The organism is Bacillus sp. JAS24-2 (genome assembly GCF_008274905.1).
Lineage (GTDB): Bacteria > Bacillota > Bacilli > Bacillales > Bacillaceae_G > Bacillus_A > Bacillus_A cereus.
In genome coordinates this window covers 108,519-130,392 of record NZ_CP031070.1, presented here as the reverse complement: position 1 = coordinate 130,392, position 21,874 = coordinate 108,519, and the positions used below count along the sequence as shown (strand labels likewise).

Below are 21,874 nucleotides of genomic sequence, written 5' to 3'. Positions count from 1 at the left end.
GAATTTGAAGATTAAATTCTCAAAGCTAAATAAAACCTATTAAACAAGACAATAAATGAATTAAAAATAGATTTGTAATAGGAAAGGAATTCCTCTGGATATTTACTGCTTTTCTATCGCTCCAATATTCCATGTATCATTTTCGTCCTCATTTACTGTAAACCAAGGATAAAAGGTATTTCGCTTCTCATGTCCTTTTGCGTTAACTTCCCTTATTTTCCGTGATAAAGCATCGTAGTAATAATTTGTTGCATACATTGAGCTACTGACGTCTTTGTTGCTGACATAATGCCAATCATAAAAATAAAAAGGTTGAAAACTTTGAATCACTGCACCTTTTCCATCGTAATTGACACGTTCCGAAATAATCCATCTAGCTCTATTTTCTTGCTTCGTTGTCTTTCCTGTAACAGTGTTTAAAATATCAGGTTCTGCTTTTTGAGAACTTTGTAACATCCGTCCAAACCCATCACTGAAAATTATTTTTGACTGAATTTGCTGAGATGGATCATCTGGATAACGATCTGCGTTTAAAATTAAAGCATGTGACGGATTACGTATTGCACCACTTAACAAATTTGAAACAGATGGGGATAATTGGGCTAATGCCTGTTGGCAGCGCCCCCGAGCTCTTATGCTACCATCTGGTGTAATAAAGCGATTGGCTATCAGGAAGTTCCACTGTTCTTTTTCATTTGAGACAAGTTCAGAAAGTTGCTCAAATGATACTGTGCCCATCCAACTATTCGCATCGTATACATAACAAGATGCAACAGGTAAAGGCGGTACCAAAGCAAGTGCCTGTTCAATCGTCTCAGGTGGTAAAAATGCTAATTCTGGGCTAAAACCTACATCTTTTCCTTTTTCTGTCCCCAAAATACGACTATATATTACCCTTCCGAGAGCATCCAATTGAACTTGACTCACATTGTGATTGGCATCGGTAATTTGATTGGCTTGCAAAAAGCGATAATCATGTGCAATCTGCGTTTTATTTTTCACAGCGTCTTCAGCTGATGTCACCACACACCAATTATCATCCCATGAAAATACCTGCTCTCCAGTTAAGATAGAAGTTTGTTGCCCTACCATTCGATAAAAACCCTCTTCATTTGTATAACGAGTAAATCCTTGTTCTGCTACTAATACATCTGGTTCATCTTCAGGTCCCAATATCCGTGTACTTTGTTTATAACCAGCTGATGTAAGAAGCGATTTTAACTGTTGATCGCTAAGTGTTCCTTCATAGGCTTTTAAACAGACTTCATCAAGAACTGCACTCCTCATATAATAGACCAACGCACGTAAATCTGGTTTGTCTTCACCTACATAAATAGTCTCTGTTTGCCCACCATAAGCCTGTTCCTGCGCAGGAGATTGTAAAGCACCATCATCCCCTAGTAACTCAGTACTTATGCCTTCACTAGGTACACTTTCAACAGGATAGATAAAAGTATCTAAGCGGGTCTGATGAGGTATTCCCAGACGCCAGTTCTCAGAACTTGTAAGATGATACGCTTTTTCTCTTTGCCGTGTAAAGCGTAGTAACATCTGTTGAGAATCATAGCTGCTACTCCAACTAGTATCTGGTAGTGTTTCAGGATACGGGTTTTCATTTTTCTGTTCCCGACGTGGGTAGTGAATTGTGACACTTTGTGTTGAAAAACCATACTCATCGAAAAATTGCTGTATTTGCTGCGTGCATTGTGGATCAGAAGAAATTTGCTCATAATTATAAGTAAGCTGTTCTAATTGTAAAGGCAATACAACACATTCTAAATCAGTACTTTGTATCAACCGTACTTGATAACGGTAGCTCTCCACTAGATAAGGAGATGATTCCAAAATATCTCCTCTAAAGATTTCGGAACGTAGTGACATCCCCTTTAATGAGCGATACAGCCAATATTCTTGCTGCGCATTGAGGGAATCGAGCGGCACATCCTTTTTTACCGCTGAATCAAAAATCGTAAAGCGGGTCGGCTTTAGTGAAAAAGCGTCGTGATCCCCCTTCCAGTATTGATGCAGAGCGCGATATTCATCCTCTCTTTTCCCGGTGTGATACCAAGTACGGGTCAATACTGGCGGAGTTTGTCGGCTAACCCTTCCTTGGGAATCCCGCTCTTCTTCCACAGTTTCAATGTAACTAAACCCCGAAAATTCTTGTTTGGTCCGGTCATAAATGCCACCGCGATAAGTAAATGTCTGCATTCTAGTACTGCTGTTGATTTCATCCATCGTTTCTATGCACGAAACAACGTTAATCGGAAACGGCAAAGCGCAGACAGCCGCTGGGTCAGACTGTTTTTCATCAAGCCAATATTGAGCGGAACTTCGGTAAAAGAATGAACTAGAGTATCCAATATTATTCGTAGTTCTTTTCAATAAATAAGGTTTTATCGCAGATACATCCAAATACCAGCTGCGAGAGTTCATATAGGGCACATTCAACACTAGGTTTGCTTTACCTGTCCCGTAAATATCAGCAGGAAAAAGCCGGCACAAATGATCAAAATACACACCGTCAGGCAGCGGAATTCTTAATGGAGACGCAAAACTATTTCCAGAAAGATTTTGATAAACGAAAAGTGCGTCATGAGTAGCGTAAATCAGATCGGATGTACCAGAACCATCAAGATCTGCAAGATATACACGGTCAGGATTAAAGTCGCTTTCATTTATTGAAAACCCTGGAAGTTTCAGCGGGTCGCCAAACACCCCGTTTCCAAGATTAGGCCAACATGTGACGCTATCATAACGAATGCGTACTAGATGGGGTTGTCCGGATCCCAACATATCGCTGAATCCTACCAGTTCTTTTTTGTTTACACCTTCTATAGGTAATTGAATACCTGCTTTCTGCCATACTTCACATGCGTACTTGAATCCTAATTCTTCTCCTGCATAAAACCGGATACTTTTTGGTCCAATCATGACTAAATCAGGTAAACCCGATCCAGTTACACTTAAAAACCGTGCCTTAGGATGAAAAAATTCTGTTGGCAGAGCTTTAAGCGGTACGAAATCAGACCATTTTTGATTCGGATTCATAGCATAGCTCCCGGTAACCCCATTTTGTGCTATTATCCACTCAAGATACCCGTCACCATTCATATCCATCAGCATCCCGTTTTTATTGTTTACCGGGATTTCAGGCAATGAACCCCAATCCTCATAGGTTATTCCATCCGTTGTTTCACCCCGGGCGGGTGAACGATAATACCAATGATCTTTATTCTGATATAGCAAGCCTGGTATACCTTCCCCGTATAAATCAACAAGTTGATATTGTTCGCCGTTCCCCGATTCATGCACAGGTAAAAAAGGTTTCCAATCAGAATTGTGCTGGATGTCAAATCCGGTATAATCAAATTCCAGCGGTGCCATACTTCGTATCGTTCCGTCCGTTTCATAAGCCAGTTGCTGCAAGGCAGTTAACATTGAGACGGCGGGGTTTTCATCGTATTCCAGTTGCATCTGCCACACCAGTCTCGGCTCTTTTCCAAGCTCCGCAAAGTTATGAAACATCAAGATTTGATGACATAAACGGCAGGTTCGAATCTCAAATCCATATTCATAACGGGAATAACAATCTTTGCGTGCCAACCATTCCCCTTGGGGCATGTATAAGGGTGGGACATCCACTGATGGAGCATTCTCGCCATAATCCAGTACGACCGAATAAAGCCATTGATCATCCGCAGGAAATTCTCCATTCCAGGCATAAAGGGAATAACTTGCAGTTTTATTTCCATAACGGATATATTTAAGATAGCGATTAACCCCATATTGATGATTGTCCTGATCCAGGTTTCTATTCTCATTGTTTTCTTCTTTATATTGATAATAAATATGTTCTCCAAAGGGTGATAAAGACTCTTCCAATAACCATTCTGCTATTTTAGTAGAATCGTCAGGAGATGCTATTCTAGATTGGGTATTTTTACCGAAACAATGCAGTATCCCATCAGCAGAATGAATTAGCCAAAACGGCGCTGTTTTACTGCCTTCTTGTGTTTCCCAGTATTCTAATAAATGAAAGACTCCCTCAATCCGAGGAAAATAGCGCGTAACAGTAAAAATCTCGCCTAACGATATCCCCTGAAACGTATCTGTTTGGCGGGTAACGACCTGCCCTTGTTCGTTTCTTTCGGGAACAAGCACTTCCCCATCCGGACCAAGAAACTGGTCTTTGGACGTATAACGGGGGATTCCGCTATTTGTTCTTCGACGAATAGACATCACTCCTATATTCCAACCCATTCCAAAAGGACCGTTGCCATTTCCGCTATTATAGGAAAGGCTTAGATCAGGCGTGAGATATCGGCCAGAGGTTACAGGCAGTGGCACGCTAAAACGTGCCATACCGTCGGAACCAGGAGCGGAGGTGGTTTCCCCCATTCCCCTAATAGCCCCCCCACCTTTTGGCAACGATAGCTCTACACCGGCATTTTTAGTTTGTGACATGTCTTCACTCCTCCTTAAGGGGCATGTCTTACACATGCCCCTTCATCTATCTGACTACTAAACTATTTCATTACATATCGAATGTGAAATACGATGTCATTTAGGCTTTCTACCAAGAGGCGCTGCTCCTCCTTCTGAGCGGCATGAAAAATGGATAGACTGAGTGTGCCAGATACATCCATACCTTCAAAAGGCAGAAAGCGGCTATCGTTGAAATCTGTTATGAACAGGCCACTGTCATCCACACCATGAGAAAGGGCAACGGTTTCGCCGCCTAGCGTTAAAGTGGCTTCCACATCTTGATAAGGACCTAATAGTGCCGGTAAAGTAACCGACAGGTTTTTGATCTTGCGAATCTTTTCAACTTGGTTGTATGAACGATCCAAACCAAGGGAAGATAGGGCAAGAGTTGCAGTCAAAATACCATTTTTTAGTTGTACGCCAACTCCGTTCACCGTTTCGGAAGTTTTTCCAGCTAAAACATTCTTAACTATCTCTACAAAACTAGACTCTTGATTTTCTTTACGGATTAGGGTATCTAAAGATACTGTTTTTACTGCTTCCATCCCCCGCTTGTTTTCCTCCAGCCACATATTCTCCAGTTTCTGAAGCTCCACCATCAACACCTCACCGGCAAGCAATCCCTGATAAAGGTCATTCCAGGCAGGAAGAATGAATATTCCAACCGTTTTATCCTGACCTATTTCTTGCTCTAAAGCATTTTTAGCCATCAAGCATAAGGGCAATGTTGCATCATACATTTGATAGTAAAGAGACGATAAACGTCCGGCCATCCAGTTATACAGAGCTTGATTTGTAAAACGGGTACTTTGCATCTCGAAAACGGCTTGAGCATGTGCCTGTTCCGTTTCAGCAAGCACAAGTTGTTTTCGCGCCATATCTATCTGTTCCTTCAGGGCTGAAATTTGTGAATCCAACTGTGCTGCTTCATTCTCAGCAATATCCCGCTGCAGCATCCAATCTTCCCGGCGACGGCGATAGCTTTCGCTGATATCCATAATATTTGCTGCCTGCTCCATTACACCGGCGCCAACTTGTAATCCCTGTGCTATAGCAGTGCTAACGGCTCCCCAACGGGAACCTCCTACCGCTAAACCAAATATGTTAGGAGCCGTATCCAACCCGCCGGCGATTATTAGTGGCAATATTGAGCTTGTATTGATGATTCCAGCAGTAGTGCGCAAGGCAAGTGCGGTGGTTTCATTGTCCGACATCACGTTTTCTACCAAACCGGCATAATGCGTCTTTCTGGATTCCGCACCTACTTTTGCTGTCATTGTCGCTTCAAGACTTGCTTGCAGTGATGCCGCATTTTTTTCCTGAATATCACGGGTTTGTTTTTGTACAATCTGTTGCTGGGTTTGTAATAACACGGTCATCGCTTCTATGTCCTGCTTATTCAAGGCATTTTCCAACGTGTTTCCGAATTGGATGACGTTGTTAACTGCCGTGCGTGCCTTATCAATTACCAGAGGGAAACGATAGATACTCTGGGATTTTTGGGCAACACCGTTATTTCCCTCCAAACCGTCTCCTGCGCTATACCGAATCTGTAAATCACGGGGATTCACCGGTTCATCAAATAGCGGCAAATAAAGCGGCTGACCGTCCAAACTCAGGTTGTGGCGCAAGTTGTATAAACGCAAATCAATCTTATCCCAAAAGGCTAACAGTTCATCATTATATGGCGGCAGGAAATGCCCGTTTTCTGCATATAGTAAGGCACGTAACGTGTGGATTGGTGTGATCTGTCCATCACTACGCGTCGGTTGAGCAGTCATCGCATCAGCTTCACTTTTTAGCTCTGGATTAGGCCAGCTGTTATTGATGCGAATGTCTGGACGGGGGCCAAGAAGTTGGCTAGCCTGGATGTAATACATCTTGGCTTCGGTTAGGGTATCCCGTTCCAGCATCCGATACGCATTATCACCACGACTGATCAGGTAATCCAAGGTATGCGTAAATACCGCCAGCTTGTAATGCATCGGATTAGCCGTGGCAATTTCGTCCGGATCGGTGGTTGCCAGCGACAGGGTATCATCCCACTCTGTATCTTCCTGCAACGGAACTACGTTCCAATAACGTACATTTCTACTTTCATCGGTTAATAGATTGCCGTATTCATCACGGTATCCTGCACTGTTAAAAATGAATTTAAACCATCGTTCCGCCAATTCATACCGCTGCTCGGTTTGGAAACGCGTTGCAACAAAGAAAGGAATATGGAAAAAGATTTCCCACAGATACATTCCGTAAGGCCCATAGAAAGCCTTCGTACCACCCAGCTGATTTTTTCCCTGAATCGTATAGTCAAAAAGATCGTCAAGATTTTTTTCCAGTAAAGCGGACAGATCGATGTTATTTTCTAGGGTAAGGGCGAACCTTGTTCGGATATTACTTCTATCTGGTGGCACATAAAGTGGGCCCTGAAAAAAGCCATAAGGTCCCTTTGGTTGTAGGAAGTAAAAGAAAAAGTTAAGATATATATGTCTATACTCCGTATCCACCCTCAACGATTCGTAATCATTTATCGTAATATTAAATTCTTTAGTTTCCCCCGGGCCAATTTCAACATCTCGATACTTGCATGTAGCGTCGACAAAATTATTTCTTATACTTATTTTTGAATTTGAAAGTGCTGTAACGATAAGCTGACTAGAAGTGTCTATAGAAATGACCATTTTATTACTGGTGTGATTTATACTGAAAGTTGGATCGGGATAATTCACTTTAAATGCATTAGTTATAGCCTTACTGTTTGAACACCACACCCCAGCATTATTCAAATACCAACTATTGGTGTACAGTATATCATCGGCTTCTCCACCATCCTTTTGTTCTTTCTCTATTGACTGCCATCGAATATAAAGTCGGTTATTCTCCCAATAAGGCACCACAATATCAATCGCCTCGCCAATATTGGCAGTTATTTTTTTCCATTGGGACCATTTGTCTGGGATCAGTTCGTAGCTATTGACCATTTTCAGCGTCAAGCGGCGCCAATAGTATTCATATGGTACCGTTTTGGTACGACCCACAAAGAATAATACACTTTCATCATCACCTTTATTTACACCGATTGTTTCTAAGTCTGCCAATCCTTCATATTCAGTCAGATAGATTTGCAGTGCGTTCTTTACGTTGTCATCGGTAATTCTTCCCTGGCTGATGTTCTGCTCCAAACTTTGGAACAGATCGGTTTTGTTGTAGCGCAGTGACGGGTCAATATAGCTGCCCGCATAATATTTCAAACGTTCCTTACCGGACCAAGTAGCATAACGCTTGTTATAGGTATCCCAATTATCCAGGAATTTCCCCGCTGCAAAAAAGCTGTTGCCTTGTGTAGTCAGCTTACCCTCATGGCCCTCGATACAGCGATTAATATATAACTGCAAACTGCTGATAGCTTCCGCTATCGGCGATGTTTTCACTAATTCGCTGATCTTAGTATCCAGTAGCAAGTATTCATAAAGACTATCCGCATCGGTAATCTTGTCCTTGAGTTTTTCCGGGACATTGTTGGCGATATAGTGACTGACCAAGGCATCCCGGCGGGCTTCTTTAATTGATTGCAATAGAGTTGACGTAGACATACTCTTGCCACCTTCCTTTGTACATGTTGGTTTAAGCTTGTACGGTGGCCATCAGGCTTTGGGCCACCGAAATGATTAAATCATTGTTTTCTGATGCTTCATCCTGTTTTTCCATATCAACTAGTTCTCCTAACGTTCTGCTGCCAACATTTAGTTGACGTCCTACGTTCACCCAGCTTTCCAGTGCAAAAACCTGCTCAAAATTCTTTGGATATTCGTTTTCTCCTATTAAGTAGTGATTCATAGAAGAAGTATAGTCTTCATTCCATCCATGAATCTTTGCAAGAAGCTTTACCGCATCGTCAGGTATAATAGATTTCGAATTGACCTGAGCAAAATAGCGCATTCCTTCATTACACGAAACCTGGATTCGCTGTTGCCACCCTTTTAAACGGGACAATACGAGCAAAAGATGCAGGGAAGGTAGTGGCACCGTATTTTGTCCTTTGAGGAGTTGCTCGGGATGTTCGACTACTAACACCAGATCTTGTTCGGTTAACCCGCTCCATTGGACAATCATCACATATTGACTCATCTGTTGACACCATTTCAGCAAATCAGCTCGTTCTTCCAAAGCGTCCAGTTCATCTTTATGATCAGCATGGAAATACTCTTGAAGATGGTTCCAAAAATTCTGCAACGTAAATTCTTTAATTGTTTTTTCCATCCAGTTCATAACTTGTGCCATCAAATTCGCTTTCAAGTTAAAGCCTGCCGCCAGTGCACGGTATAGCTTTTTCATGTCTTGATCATCCACTTTGGTAACCATCGCATGGCCACTTGTGGATTGATATACTCTTTTCAAAAAATTGTATAGCTCCGGTGTAGCTGTACTACTGTAACGGTTGGTAACCATAGCTTGTAGGGAGACAACATCAAGCTGGTGGGCATCCATCCATTCAAGAACAATCTCGGTGTCACGGATGGTATCCAAAGTCTTAAGAGTCGCACTTCCTCCAATTACCCTAAGTAATGTATCCTCACCACCCGACATCAACTTCCACAGAAGCTCAGCCTCGGTAAAACTTAACCCCAGCATTTGAGGGATTTTTCCTAGACGATACAGCTGGGCAACTGTTGTTGCATTTGTGTATATTTGCTGTACGTTGTCACCAAAGCAGTATTTTCCTATACGAGCGAACTCATCTGCGGTAACCCCCATTGCCCCACAGCAAATCGATTCATATAGGTCTTGTTTACTAACTTCAAATTGCAAAGAAGTGCCTAATGGCAAGGTAGTTGCCTTGTCAGTAGTACTAAAAATAGACTGATAAAAACTTTTCTTGCCTGCTTCCGCATACATATTCACTTCACCGATAAAAGCCACGAACATATCCGTTGTGATTCCATAACGCTTCTTGAGCCTTGCGAATTCGGCTACAGCCCCAAGCACCGGTCTATCGAGAATGATCTCACTCCCATGTTCGATTACGGCACGGCTAGCATTGGAAATTAGCCAATCCAACTGTTCAAATGAAAGACCTGTACTGTGCGCTAGCCGGACAAGCTTTTCCGCCCTTCCCGCCAGTGTCACAACATTCTCTGCCGCAAAGTTTAAAACGGGAGTATCTGTTATATTGCCCGTGCTATCATACTGTTTCACCCACAAAGGGGTTTCTTCTGTACCTGTCAGAAAAACAGCTCCATATGTTGAAACCGGAACACTCTCCCTATTTTCATATTTTACAAAACGACTTTTGTACTCATTGCTTTTAGTTTGATAATCTTTCTGCATGGTAAGTTCCAGCAGCTTGTTGAAGTTCAAACCTGTTTTCAGGCAGAAATCATCAACAACATTTAATGCAGTAGCCAGATTTGCTGAAGAACGTTTCATGCCAGTCGTGACGTTGTAGTGGTTGGCAATGTCCTCTGGTGTCGGGTCAGGGTTAACCAACAGGCGGAAGCTGTTGGGTGTTAAAGAAAGAGTTTCCCTCGCTGACGGATCCGGAGTAGTATTGGCAACAGGCGGCATTATGTCAATGATGGAAATGGTATCATCACGGCCAGATTCCTGCTTTCTCAGGATAAAAGTCAGTGCTTCAGCTGAGTCAAAATTAGGTGCCAACTGACTGCCCCCGTCGCTTACAATACTTTCACCCGGTCCCAAATAACCGCTTCCTGGGACAAAAATGCGTATGGATGTATCGGTCACCCTTTCAATCTGAACAGGCAAGTAACTGCTGACAGGGGTACTGTCGGTCCCTTTATTGGTCATGAGGCAGTAAGGTCCGCCAGCATTGTTGGCTTGTCTGTCGTCGTTGGCTAGATAACAATTTGTCAGTAGCTTTCCATCAAGGGAAACATTGTCGGCAACACGCAGGAAGTAATTCCCCTTACCACCCCTGCTGCTGTAATAAACTAGTTGAAACTTTGCTGGTACGACTGCCAAGGCTAGTGGCTTTCCGATGGTGATTTTAGCGCTTATGATTGAACCTATATCGCTTTTATCCGCAAAAAAGAGTCGTTTGCCACCGGTTTCTAAGTAAAATTCCTCTCCCATTATAAACACCGGCTCATCGGAAGCTTCTTTATTTTTGGATGTCGGCTTCCATATCCCTTTTATCCGGTGGGCAGTAGTAGAATCCTGCAGGATGGACTTACGCTTTGTATCCAACAAGGTATCCCAAATCCCCCGCAAATTGGTTAAGCGGGCCTCAGCAACGGCATTGATTTTCGCGAGATCATCATCATAGGGAAGGGGCATGGGATAGTACGTATCCTTCAGGGAATTCATCTTGCCAGAACCGTTAGACTGCAGAACGTCCAGCAAAATATCCAGGGAAGATACCTCTTTGTTCATGTTGTCTGTGCCTAGGATCAGCGACTGCAAATCAGGCCGGCGGTTGTCAATATGAAGCTTGTCGTCCGTATTGTGCAGCTGCCGTGCAATTTTGTAGAGCACGGTCAGGTAACGGCCCGGTGAAAAAAGCGATTGTATGGAGGAAGCTTCCGCATAGCCTTCTGGCGATCGCGGCGGGAACAAGTCTTCAAAATCCGCTCCTCCTCCAAGACTGCGCCCTAACGCGGTACGCATGCCTTCCAACTTGGTATTGGAGGACAATTTAGGAATACCCCGGGCAACAGGGTCATTGTGTAGCTGCCACGCCTTAAAAAGCATCATTAAATTTTCTTTTCTTTGAACAGCTAGCTGATGAATCTCTTTAGCGTCGGAAGAAGGGATTTTTGAATTTTTTTCTTGAAAATCTTTCAAAGTTTCAGATGTAATATCAAATATTGTTTGATAACCAGATTGATTAAGCGCAGTTGTTAATTCCTCGGTTCCAAGTCGGAATACACTCGCAACGTTTTCTTCTTTTGACATGGTGAATGCCTCCTCTTTACATCTATGTAGAATAGAGTATTGATTATAATTTTGAATAACCAAACAGGCCAAAATAATATTAGATATCAGTAGCTATTTTTGATATTTCCCATTCAATATATCCTCCCTTCGTTGCAATAAAGGATAGCATAAGCTTTCCAACAAAAAGCGTAGATATTTTCCGTAAATTATTTTCCAGAAGGGTTTCTTTGCCCATCCCCCTTTTCAGGAGATGGGCAAAGAAACCCTAATATTATTTATTTCATTCATCTGTATTCCACCTCATCATGCAAATTTGTATAATATTTAACTCTCGTAATTGTTAAATTTATATTGGTTTTTATATTAAACACAGCACGTGGAATTCATGTGAACATTCTGTGCATTCGGATCAGGTAGATAATAGATATCAATTGCCTCTCTTTTCTTATCGCCGTCGCTGAACCGCACTCAATTTGTTAGACGCATAACTAACAATTGGAGGTGCGGTTTTTATTATTGAAATAAAACGAAATGCCGTTGAACATTATTTAAATACAAATGATTCCTTTAAAGTGACGGCAAAAAAATATAACGTGAATTATTATTTATTAAAAGAGTGGGTAGCACGTACTAGAGAATAAGGGATAGAGTCTTTAAATTCTAAATGTACAAGATACGATGTTCGTTTTAAAATGGAGGTATTGAATTTTATGAATAATACAGGAGCTTCGCCCCTACAAGCGGCCGCTATGTTCAATATCCCATCAGCTCGTATCATTAAAAATTGGAGATCAATGATAGAAAAACAGAGGATAGATGCTCTTCGTAAGACAAGTAAGGAGAGTTCCACTGTGAAGAAAAAAAGCTATTACACCTATAAAAAAGAAATAAAGACTCTCAAAATGATTTACAATTAGAGATTGAATATTTACGCATGGAAAATGCTTATTTAAAAAAGTTACATGCCTTAATTCAGGAGAAAGAAAAGTCACAGACACAGAGAAAGCGTACATAATATTCAAGTTAAGGTACGAATATAAAATTATAGACTTAATTAAAATAGCTAGAATTGCTCGTAGTACGTACTATTACTGGGTAAAACAAATGAATCGTGAAGATAAGTATACAGACCTAAAAGAAAGTATTAAACAGATTTTTCATGAACATCAGGGGCGATATGGCTATAGACGCATCACACTCGAATTACGTAATCAAGGCTATACCGTTAACCATAAAACGGTTCTTCGTTTAATGAACCACTTAGGACTAAAATCATTAGTGCGCATAGCAAAGTCCCGCTCATATCGTGGGAAAGTTGGAAAAGTCGCTCCAAACATTCTGAAACATGATTTTAACGCCTCTAGGCTCAATGAGAAGTGGGTTACAGACGTAATTGAAGTTCATTTGTTTGGTGAAAAGCTCTATTTATCACCTATTCTGGACTTGTTTAATGGTGAAATTATTTCTTATAATATTGAAAAACGTCCAACATTTCTCTTAATTGAAAAAATGTTAGATCGAGCTTTACAACGTTTGGGTAAGGGTGATACTCCTATTCTTCATTCAGATCAAAGTTGGCACTATCAAATGGATAAATATCAATATACTTTAAAAGCACATAGTTTAACGCAAAGTATGTCCCGCAAGGGAAATTGTCTAAATAATGCAGTCATTGAAAATTTCTTTGACTAATTAAAATCTGAATTACTTTACCTTAAAGACTTTGAAAGTATGGAACACTTTAAAATAGAATTAGAGAATTATATTCATTACTATAACCATAAAAGAATTAAAACAAAATTAAAAGGAGTGCCCCCTGTAAAATACGAGGGCACTGAAAAATTTGCGTTTTTTATAAATAAATTTGTTTTAGGGAAAGATAGGGCGCTTCTTGTTCAAATTTGAACAAGAAGCGCCCTAATTTTTTGTCTATTTATTACCCTTTTTCATTCAGAAGCTTCAAGATTCTTTTTAGATTGACAGTGAATATCGTCGTTGCTTCCTGAATTTGCATGCCAAATGAACCCGAGGCCGATGCTTGATCGTACCCGTGTTTATTTTTAAACTCACTATTTTTTGTTTCGATTTTATAGCGTTCTCGCGCTAAGCGTTTAAATTCTTCTGTTTCTTGAAAAGCTTGTTGGTCTAAATGTTCATCTGATTTAATGGCAATAGAATAGGTTTTAGTTTTTGCGCCTTTTTTAAAACATCCTTTTCAGAGTGGACAGACCTTACATTTTTCAACGTCAAAAAAATAAACCATTCTTGCACTTGCTCCTGGATGTGAATCTGTTTTTTTACTTTTTCTTTTTGCTAAATGTCCTACTGGTCATACAAATAAACCTGTATCGTTATTAAAGTCAAATCCTTTTCCATTTGCTCGCCCATTTTGAGTAATCATTGAATTTAACTTAGAAATCAGTTGAATGCTTTGTTCTTTTGTATAAAGTAAATTGTTTTTTTCCCTGAATAAGCCGTGTCAGCGATGAATGTTTCAACTTCCATTCCTGTTACTTTCCTTTTTTCAATTAGTTCTTGTAGGTAATGTCCATCTGATTTTTCGCCTGTTGTAACGACTGCTGCTGTAATAATACGTTCATCACTAATTGCTAAATGTGTTTTATAACCAAAGAAAGAACTGTCTGCTGTTTTATGTCCTACTCGTGCATTGGTGTCTGTTGAATAATTTAGATGTTCTTACATGTCTTTTACAGCTTCTTTTAACACGTTCAATTTTTCCTTTACAGCTGGTAGATGTGCGATTTGGGGTTTGTATCTATCAACATAATTTAAAAACATACATCACTTGACACCGAGTAAATTATTATTTGCACTTTTCATCGCTACGTTATATCTTTATTGAGATGGGTCATTATCACCTGTTAATATGTCAAATAGTTTTATTTACCGAAAAAGAACCGATCTTTATTTACTGAGTGTTGGTTCTTTTTTGTTTTTAAGGAAGTTGGAGTTATTTTTTCTAGTTAATTTCATGAGAAATTCACGAGAACGCCACAAAATATAACTATACTGAAAATACGGATTCAATAGAGAGGAGAAAAGAGACTATGGGATATTATGATAGACCAAATATAAATAAAGAAGATACTGAAACAAAAGAATTTAGAAAATCAAATAGCAAGAAAAGATATCTGTTTACAGGTCTAGTTGGCGCTGTAATTGGCGCTATTTCAATTAGTTTAACTGCATCATATATACCTTGGAACGGAAGCGTTTCAACATCCCTATCTGCTAATTCTAAGGTAAAAGATACTACGATTCCAATTACAAATAAAGCAAAGAAAGAAACTGATTTACCTGGCATGCTTGAAGGCGCGAAACAAGTCGTTGTAGGTGTAATCAATATACAAAAGGACATAAATCCATTTAAAATGGAGCAAACAGAACAAGAACATGAAGCTGGATTAGGGTCAGGGGTAATTTATAAAAAATTGGGAAATAACGCATATATTGTAACAAACAATCACGTAGTAGATGGAGCAAATAAGCTTGCAGTTAAACTAAGTAACGAAAAACAAATTGATGCAAAATTAATTGGTCGAGACCCTTTATTAGATTTAGCAGTTTTAGAAGTGGATGGCTCTACTATTAATAAAGTGGCTACCCTAGGCGATTCAAGTAAAATCCGTGCTGGCGAATCTGCCTTCGCAATCGGTAACCCTCTAGGACTTAATAGCAGTGTAACGAAAGGCATCATCAGTAGTAAAGAACGTGAAATTTCTGTTAATACTAATGGTGATAATCGGTCCAACTGGCAAGCGCAAGTCATTCAAACAGATGCAGCAATTAATCCTGGAAATAGTGGTGGAGCACTATTTAACCAAAACGGCGAAGTGATTGGTATTAACTCTAGTAAAATCGCGCAGAAAGCCGTAGAAGGAATCGGTTTTGCGATTCCAATTAACATTGCAAAACCAATAATCAAATCTCTTGAAAAAGAGGGTACTGTAAAACGTCCAGCACTTGGAGTTGATATTGTTTCTTTAGATAACTTACTTGGTTACTCGTTCAATCAATTAAATCTTCCAAAAGATATTACAAACGGTGTTGTGTTAAGAGAAATTTATCCAATTTCTCCAGCAGAAAAAGCAGGATTACAACAATATGATATTGTTGTTGCATTAGATGGCCAAAAGACTGAAAATGCACTTCAATTCCGCAAATACCTATATGAAAAGAAGAAAGTTGGAGATAAAATAAAAATTACATTCTATCGTAATGGAGAAAAAATAATAAGAACAGCTACACTAGGAGATAATTCAGCTACTACAAGGTAATACACTAGCCAAAACACCTAATTTGGTGCAAATCTGGGTTTACACATTTCACTACGTTAAAAAATCGGGACATTGCCAACAATTTTTATGACATTTTTAGCTGTATTCATCAAGGGAGCGCACGGTGCGGTTCACAAGTTCATAATGATGAAATAAATAGGGAATATAGAGTAATTTATTAAGGTATATACTTTTTGTGAACTGTATAAACTATAATTCACATCTAGATACAGTTATAGAACGGAGGTATTTTCGACTTTTGAAGATACCTTTGTATATTGTATGAAAAAAAGCCCAATTTTCCCTACTTAGAGTTTAGAGAGAACCGAACTTTTTTCTTAATGTAGAAAAGTCATATTATGTTAATACGTCATGATTTCTTGGTGTTTCCGCACCTTTCAGTATATAACTTAAAAAGTAGTGGTGGTAATTCTTTGCATTAATGTATTTGGCTAGTTCAAAAAGTATATAGAATAGGGGCTATCGTATATATGATTGATGTTACTTAATATAACATAATTGTTCTAATTAGATGTGATAACAATTTGAACATAAAGTAAACTATAAAAATTCTTGTAACTTGCTTTTTAATCTTCTTGATTAATCTTGGATAAGTTTGTTTATGTTAAGTTTTGATCGCTCTTCTAATTTGTAAGGTGGGATTGTGTAAATATCCCCCTTAATTATTCTTTAGATGGAAAACATTTCAACACAAACGTAGGTACAACTTAACTTTCATGCTTATCTGATATTTAAAAAAACACCAAATGAAATAAATATATTGATAAAGTAACTTAAATTAATTACTAAAATTTTCTCTTTGTTTTTTCTTAACTTAATAATTTCCAGAATATACATGACATCTTCTAATGTTATTTACACGTTTTTTTTACATTAGTACAGTTCTAAAACTCATAATTACTTATATCTCTAAGGTTCAATTTTCATAAGCATAATCTAGAAGTACAGTTTACTACTTCTTACAATTTAGGTTTTGATTATGGTATATTGTTATCGAATTAATAGATGTAGTATTTAGGAGGTTGGTTTTATTAATTAGTATAAAAGAAGGATTAGTAAAGTCTAATCTGTATCCTTTGTAAAGGACATTTTGAAAAAAGTTAGGCAACATCAAGAAGATAATTTCTGTATCCAACAGGAGTCATCTTTTTTAAATTCCATTGATATCTATAGTGATTATAGTACGTCATATATTTCTTAATCTCTTGTTTCAACTCATTAAAGGACGCGCAAGGTTGTAAATGAGCTTCATCTTTCAGATGACCAAAAAACGATTCTTGTGGGGCGTTATCCCAACAGTTTCCTTTTCTTGACATGGATTGTCCAAGGTTTAGCTTTTTGACTAGCTTTTGATAGGTAGGGCTTGTGTAGTGGGCTCCTTGATCTGAATGAATATAAGCACCTTCAGTCAATCGAATCCGCGGATTCCTTTTTAGTTTATGGAGAGTTGTCATTACGAGCTCTAATGTCATCTGTTCTGAAACATGGTAAGCTAAAATTTCATTAGTTGAGCCGTCTAAAATTGTAGATAAATAGGCCCTTTGATTCTTACCGTAAACTAAATAGGTGATATCTGTAAGAAGTGTTTTCCCTGAGGTATTTTGTTTAAATTCCCGATTTAATTGATTCGGTACTATTCGATGTTCTTTTGTAGCTTTAAGCATTCTTTTATAAGGATTCGCTTTGCGAACCGGACAGACAATCTCGTATTTCTTCATAATTCTACGGATACGCTTTAAATTGTAGACAACTTGAAACTGACCCACCAATGTCATCTTTATCTGACGAGCCCCTTTCTTTCTATTTCTAAATCGAATTGCTTTTAATATGGTTTCCTTCAAGATTTCATCTCGATCACTCTTTTATTTCCGTTGTTCTTGAGATGAAATTGAAAAGTAATTATAGTACCCCGAACGGGATACACCAGCTACTTTACACAAATAACTGACCATATTCCTTAAGTTGTATTTCATGATGACAGAACGAATCAAGATGAATTTCTGACTAGGTGGTAGTGTTATTTCCTTCTCATCCTCCCTTCCATAAGTTTGATTTTTTTTAGCAATTCGTTTTCCGCCTTTAGTAAGTTTCGTTCGGCTTCTAAACGGGCATACTTTTCTTCTAACGTAAGCTCTCTCTCAAGAATTCTTCCAGCGTTTTCGATACGTGTATTCCTTAAACCCAATACACCATTTTTTCTATAAGCAGCACGCCATCTACTTCCCGATGACATAACCCGTTTCATTCCAATCATATCTATATCAAAACCACATTCTTCAAAAATATTTCGAGGTAGCTTTCCTTTTTCATTTTCCTCAATAAAAATATGCTTAAATTCCTCTGTATAAGTGATACCTTTCTGACTTACAGATTTTACGTATAGGTTATTTGATAGAATTTGAATTTCTCTTTCTGTAAATAGCTTTTTTGTCATTTTCAACATTCTCCGATCCCAATTTTCCTTTTATTATACAAGAAATACCCTATAGAATAGACTTTTTTCAAGTGTCTATTCTATAGGGTACATTTTAAACTGGTTTGACGATTTTTTTAATAATTTCTTTCTGTTTTTTCTTCAGTATAATCTTTATTTATCGCATATGTATTTTTTAGAGAAAGTAGTTACTGTTACAGATAGAGATAACAAAAACAGTACTAGGGAGACTTTAACAAAAATATATTTTTAACCTGCATAAAATCCTCTCCTACAATATGAAATTTTTATATAATAAAAAATAATTGATATGACTTTAATGCAGAACGATAATGAATTAAAAAGTCATTTCATATAGAAATAAGGATGTTCATGAACAAATTTCAAATCTCTTCTTTCTAATGGACGCAGTTTGATATCTTTACTTATAATTAACCTCCAAGATAAAATCTTCTTTTATTATTTTTTTATGTATTTTTCTTCTACCTGCGCGAGAAGGAAGGCTTTCAATACAGTATCAGTATATACTTAATTCTTGAAATTTATAATTCTGTAAGAGGGAACATTAGTCAAATTCTATTTAACTTGAATTATTAACAACAATTCTGAGAGAGGTGAGTTCTCTATCCCTACAATGTAAGAGCAGTAATGGTAAATCTTTGATACCAAAAACCTATTTTATTTCGAAATTCTTTCCTTAATCACACTACTAATATTAATATAAATTTAGTGGTCGAATTAGATTTTCCTTAAACATTTTTAATTAGAAAATGTAGCTAAATAGGCTTGTTCAATTTTATTTTGTTCAAAGCCTAGGGATTGTCCCAATTGAATGTATCTGATAAATAAGTCAATATAGTTAGTAATAGAAGGTCGTTTATTTAAAGTTATAATGCTTATATATATATCTAATAATTGATGCGCATATTCCTCAATTCTAATTTTATATTTAAAAAATTGAAAACCTGAATGAGCACCTAATTTAATGCCCACGGATAAAATATCTTGAAATCCATTAATATACAATTTCAATAAGCATTTAGAATTACTTTTCTTATTATTTAAATATTGAATTTCATTTGTTAATTCACTTATCTTTATAATTAAATTTAAAATTTTATGCTGAAATACTTCGAAAGGTGCTACTTGAGGTTTATTAGCTGCAAACTCATCTAAATTTTTTTGTATGTCAAATAATCTTTGTAAATTCAAATCAAACCCCCTCCTAAATTTCATATTTTTTCTTTTTCCTGAGATTATTATAAGTATCCCCTGTACAGAACTTCTATATTATAGAATTTTATGAGTAGTAATTAGTAAGCATTAAACTATCTCTTAAACAAAAATTGATACAATATATTTGTTAGTTTACTGCATCTTACATGATTATAATTATACAATGTGAACTACATATGAAATGGAAGTGTACTTGTTGATAATTATGTTATTAAAAAAATAAAAGCATAATACAATTTGCAAAAACACTCTAAAAATCATGATATTAAATAGAAAAATAGATTGATTTTTGTAAAATCCCTATATCCAAATTAGCTTTTTAAAAAAGTGAAAGTTCACTCAAAATCCTCTTTTCCACTAATTTACCAACATATTTCAACAATCTATTTAGAATAAAAAATGTCAATTATTAATAAATAAAAACGTAAAAATCGAATTTTTGCTTACTTGACAAGTTTTAAAATAGTAGATATGCTTTCTACACGAATAAAACGTGATAAATTTTATATTGTAAAACCTGTTAGGTGAGGCTCCTATGCAAACACAGGCTATTGCCCAAAAATATCGAAAGATGCCAATGGGTAGAACAGGAATTGTCGGATTAAGGCTCTTCTTAAGATAGCTAAGTGATGAACCATCATCCTTTACGTTGCATAGTGCTAAAGCTCTACTAGGGGAAATTCTAATTTATTTAATTATTTAATCTAAAATCCCCTCTAGGTAAATAGCTAGAGGGGATTTTCTTAAAAACTATTAAAATCATTAGATTATATTTTAGTTATCCCTGTAATTATTATAAGTTTATTTGGAATTATAATGATGTATAGTGCTAGCTCAATTATTGCTATTAAAAATTATGGTTATAACAATAACTACTTTTTCTATTCTCAATTAACTAAACTTCTTTTAGAAACAATAGGATTAATAATCTGTACAATATTTCCTTATAAATTATAAAAAAAAAAAACGGATTGTCTCAGTATGTATTGTCATCGGTAGTATTTTTTTACTTATTCTCGTTTTATGGAAAGGAAGGGTGATAAATAATGCACAGTCATGGATTTTTGGTATACAGCCTGCTGAATTTATTAAATTAGGAATCCTCATTGTACTTGCTCGTTTTTTTCGTTACGTCAAGGGACAAATACGTTACGTTGGCATGGGATTGGTAAAATATTAATTTTTCAGCAACAATTTTTTACTTATTTATAAGCAACCTAATTTAGGATCTGCTCTTTTAATTTTAGCGATAGCAACTAGTATCCTTCTTTGTTCTGGAATAAATATAAATTTACTAATTAAACAGTTCGCTTTAACTTCCTTTTTATGGATTTCGATTTTATATTTATTTATTAAATTTGGATTGTCAAAGGTCCAAATGGCGCGGAATAAAACTGTTATAAACCCATTTCTTGATGCTCAAGGAAACGGATGTCAACTTGTAAATTCTTTTATTGCCATTGGTTCTGGAGGAATTAGCGAACTCAGATTCAGAAACAGTGTCCAAAAATTGGAGTTTTTCCCTGAACCGCATACAGATTTTATTATGTCTATTATATCTGAAGAATTGGGTTTTTTAGGTGTATTTATTATTTTAACTGGACTATTAACTATAGTGCTTCGCTCTTTTAAAATCGCTCAACAATACGAAGATCAATTTGGAAGTTTTATAGCAATCGGTATAGGATCTATGATTGGGATACAATTTGTTATCAATTTAGGTGGAATTACAGGGCTATTCCTTCTTACTGGTACTCCCCTTCCCTTTGTTAGTTTTGGGGACAGTTCTTTAATGACTAATTTAATTGTGATAGGACTTTTAATGAATATCTCAATCTTTAATAAAATTAAAAATTTTAACTAAAGATTATTATATGGAGGAAAAAATGATACTTTCACTAAACACTCTAGATTACAATGTTTTTAAATTTATTAATGGTTTTGTAAAACAAAATCCAATTTTAGATTATACAATGATTTTTTTTGCTGAGTATGCTCAATATTTTCTAATGATTTGTCTTTTAATACTTTGGATACTAAATAAAAAAGGAAAATTAGTTGTGCTACAAACTATTCTAGCTTGTAGCACAGCTTTTACAATTAATAAAGTACTTGGATTATTTTTTTATAGGGACAGGCCGTTTATTTCTCATTTCGATATCAACCAGCTTGTTGAACATGCTGCAAATTCATCTTTCCCTAGCGATCATGCTACTAGTGCTTTTGTCATTGGTATTACCTTATGGTTATATTACAAAAAACGTTTAGGAGCCATACTTTTAATTTCAGCTTGCCTGATTGCCTTCTCAAGAGTTTGGGTCGGTGTTCATTATCCACTAGATGTATTAGCTGGAGTTATTATTGGATGTACTACGGCATTAAGTATCCACTATTTCTTTCAAACCCAGCTTGCGAAAGAAATAATTTGTAAATTTATACTAAAAGAAAAATAAAATAGTAAATACTAATTTTAATGCTGCTTAGTAATGAAATATATAAA

At 37.1% G+C, this 21,874-nt stretch carries 7 protein-coding genes, 4 pseudogenes and 1 riboswitch; of the genes and pseudogenes, 4 read left to right on the top strand and 7 right to left on the bottom strand.

Annotated features, from left to right (window positions below; all coding sequences use genetic code 11):
- Positions 1-102 precede the first annotated feature (102 nt).
- The 4 genes from DN407_RS30700 to DN407_RS31910 form a co-directional block, all read right to left on the bottom strand.
- Positions 103-4,467, bottom strand: a complete 4,365-nt coding sequence (locus tag DN407_RS30700; protein WP_149217156.1) for a SpvB/TcaC N-terminal domain-containing protein — start codon at positions 4,465-4,467, stop codon at positions 103-105.
- Between the two features lie 62 nt (positions 4,468-4,529).
- Positions 4,530-8,081: a Tc toxin subunit A-related protein gene (locus DN407_RS30695; protein WP_149217155.1), complete on the bottom strand. Its 3,552-nt coding sequence runs from the start codon at positions 8,079-8,081 to the stop codon at positions 4,530-4,532.
- 31 nt (positions 8,082-8,112) lie between these two features.
- Complete coding sequence (locus DN407_RS30690; RefSeq protein ID WP_149217154.1) at positions 8,113-11,403, bottom strand: Tc toxin subunit A; 3,291 nt, start codon at positions 11,401-11,403, stop codon at positions 8,113-8,115.
- Positions 11,404-11,482: 79 nt separating this feature from the next.
- Positions 11,483-11,620, bottom strand: coding sequence for a hypothetical protein (locus tag DN407_RS31910; protein WP_179955876.1), 138 nt, complete (start codon positions 11,618-11,620; stop codon positions 11,483-11,485).
- 277 nt (positions 11,621-11,897) lie between these two features.
- Here DN407_RS31910 and DN407_RS30685 point away from each other — a divergent pair.
- Positions 11,898-13,290, top strand: a pseudogene (locus DN407_RS30685) (IS3 family transposase).
- A 31-nt stretch (positions 13,291-13,321) separates the two neighbouring features.
- Here DN407_RS30685 and DN407_RS30680 read toward each other — a convergent pair.
- Positions 13,322-14,160, bottom strand: a pseudogene (locus tag DN407_RS30680) (transposase); the annotation flags it as partial.
- Between the two features lie 293 nt (positions 14,161-14,453).
- On the opposite strand from DN407_RS30680, the gene DN407_RS30675 reads away from it, so the two are divergent.
- Positions 14,454-15,683, top strand: coding sequence for a S1C family serine protease (locus DN407_RS30675; protein ID WP_149217153.1), 1,230 nt, complete (start codon positions 14,454-14,456; stop codon positions 15,681-15,683).
- A gap of 1,121 nt (positions 15,684-16,804) precedes the next feature.
- On the opposite strand, the pseudogene DN407_RS30670 reads toward DN407_RS30675, so the two are convergent.
- Positions 16,805-18,147 (bottom strand): annotated as a pseudogene (locus DN407_RS30670) (IS3 family transposase).
- A gap of 750 nt (positions 18,148-18,897) precedes the next feature.
- Positions 18,898-19,350, bottom strand: a complete 453-nt coding sequence (locus DN407_RS30665; protein ID WP_179955875.1) for a dUTP diphosphatase — start codon at positions 19,348-19,350, stop codon at positions 18,898-18,900.
- A gap of 533 nt (positions 19,351-19,883) precedes the next feature.
- Positions 19,884-20,059, top strand: a riboswitch (M-box (ykoK) riboswitch).
- A gap of 261 nt (positions 20,060-20,320) precedes the next feature.
- Between DN407_RS30665 and DN407_RS32580 the strand changes: the two are divergent.
- Positions 20,321-21,238: pseudogene (locus tag DN407_RS32580) on the top strand (FtsW/RodA/SpoVE family cell cycle protein).
- Positions 21,239-21,260: 22 nt separating this feature from the next.
- Positions 21,261-21,827 (top strand): undecaprenyl-diphosphatase, encoded by a 567-nt coding sequence (locus DN407_RS30650; protein WP_149217150.1) that lies wholly within the window; start codon positions 21,261-21,263, stop codon positions 21,825-21,827.
- Positions 21,828-21,874: the final 47 nt, after the last annotated feature.

Excerpts from the sequence above, each read along its gene's own strand:
- DN407_RS30675 (WP_149217153.1), top strand. The coding sequence starts at position 14,454 with ATGGGATATTATGATAGACCAAATATAAATAAAGAAGATACTGAAACA.
- DN407_RS30700 (WP_149217156.1), bottom strand. The coding sequence starts at position 4,467 with ATGTCACAAACTAAAAATGCCGGTGTAGAGCTATCGTTGCCAAAAGGT.
- DN407_RS30695 (WP_149217155.1), bottom strand. The coding sequence starts at position 8,081 with ATGTCTACGTCAACTCTATTGCAATCAATTAAAGAAGCCCGCCGGGAT.
- DN407_RS30650 (WP_149217150.1), top strand. The coding sequence starts at position 21,261 with ATGATACTTTCACTAAACACTCTAGATTACAATGTTTTTAAATTTATT.
- DN407_RS31910 (WP_179955876.1), bottom strand. The coding sequence starts at position 11,620 with ATGGGCAAAGAAACCCTTCTGGAAAATAATTTACGGAAAATATCTACG.
- DN407_RS30690 (WP_149217154.1), bottom strand. The coding sequence starts at position 11,403 with ATGTCAAAAGAAGAAAACGTTGCGAGTGTATTCCGACTTGGAACCGAG.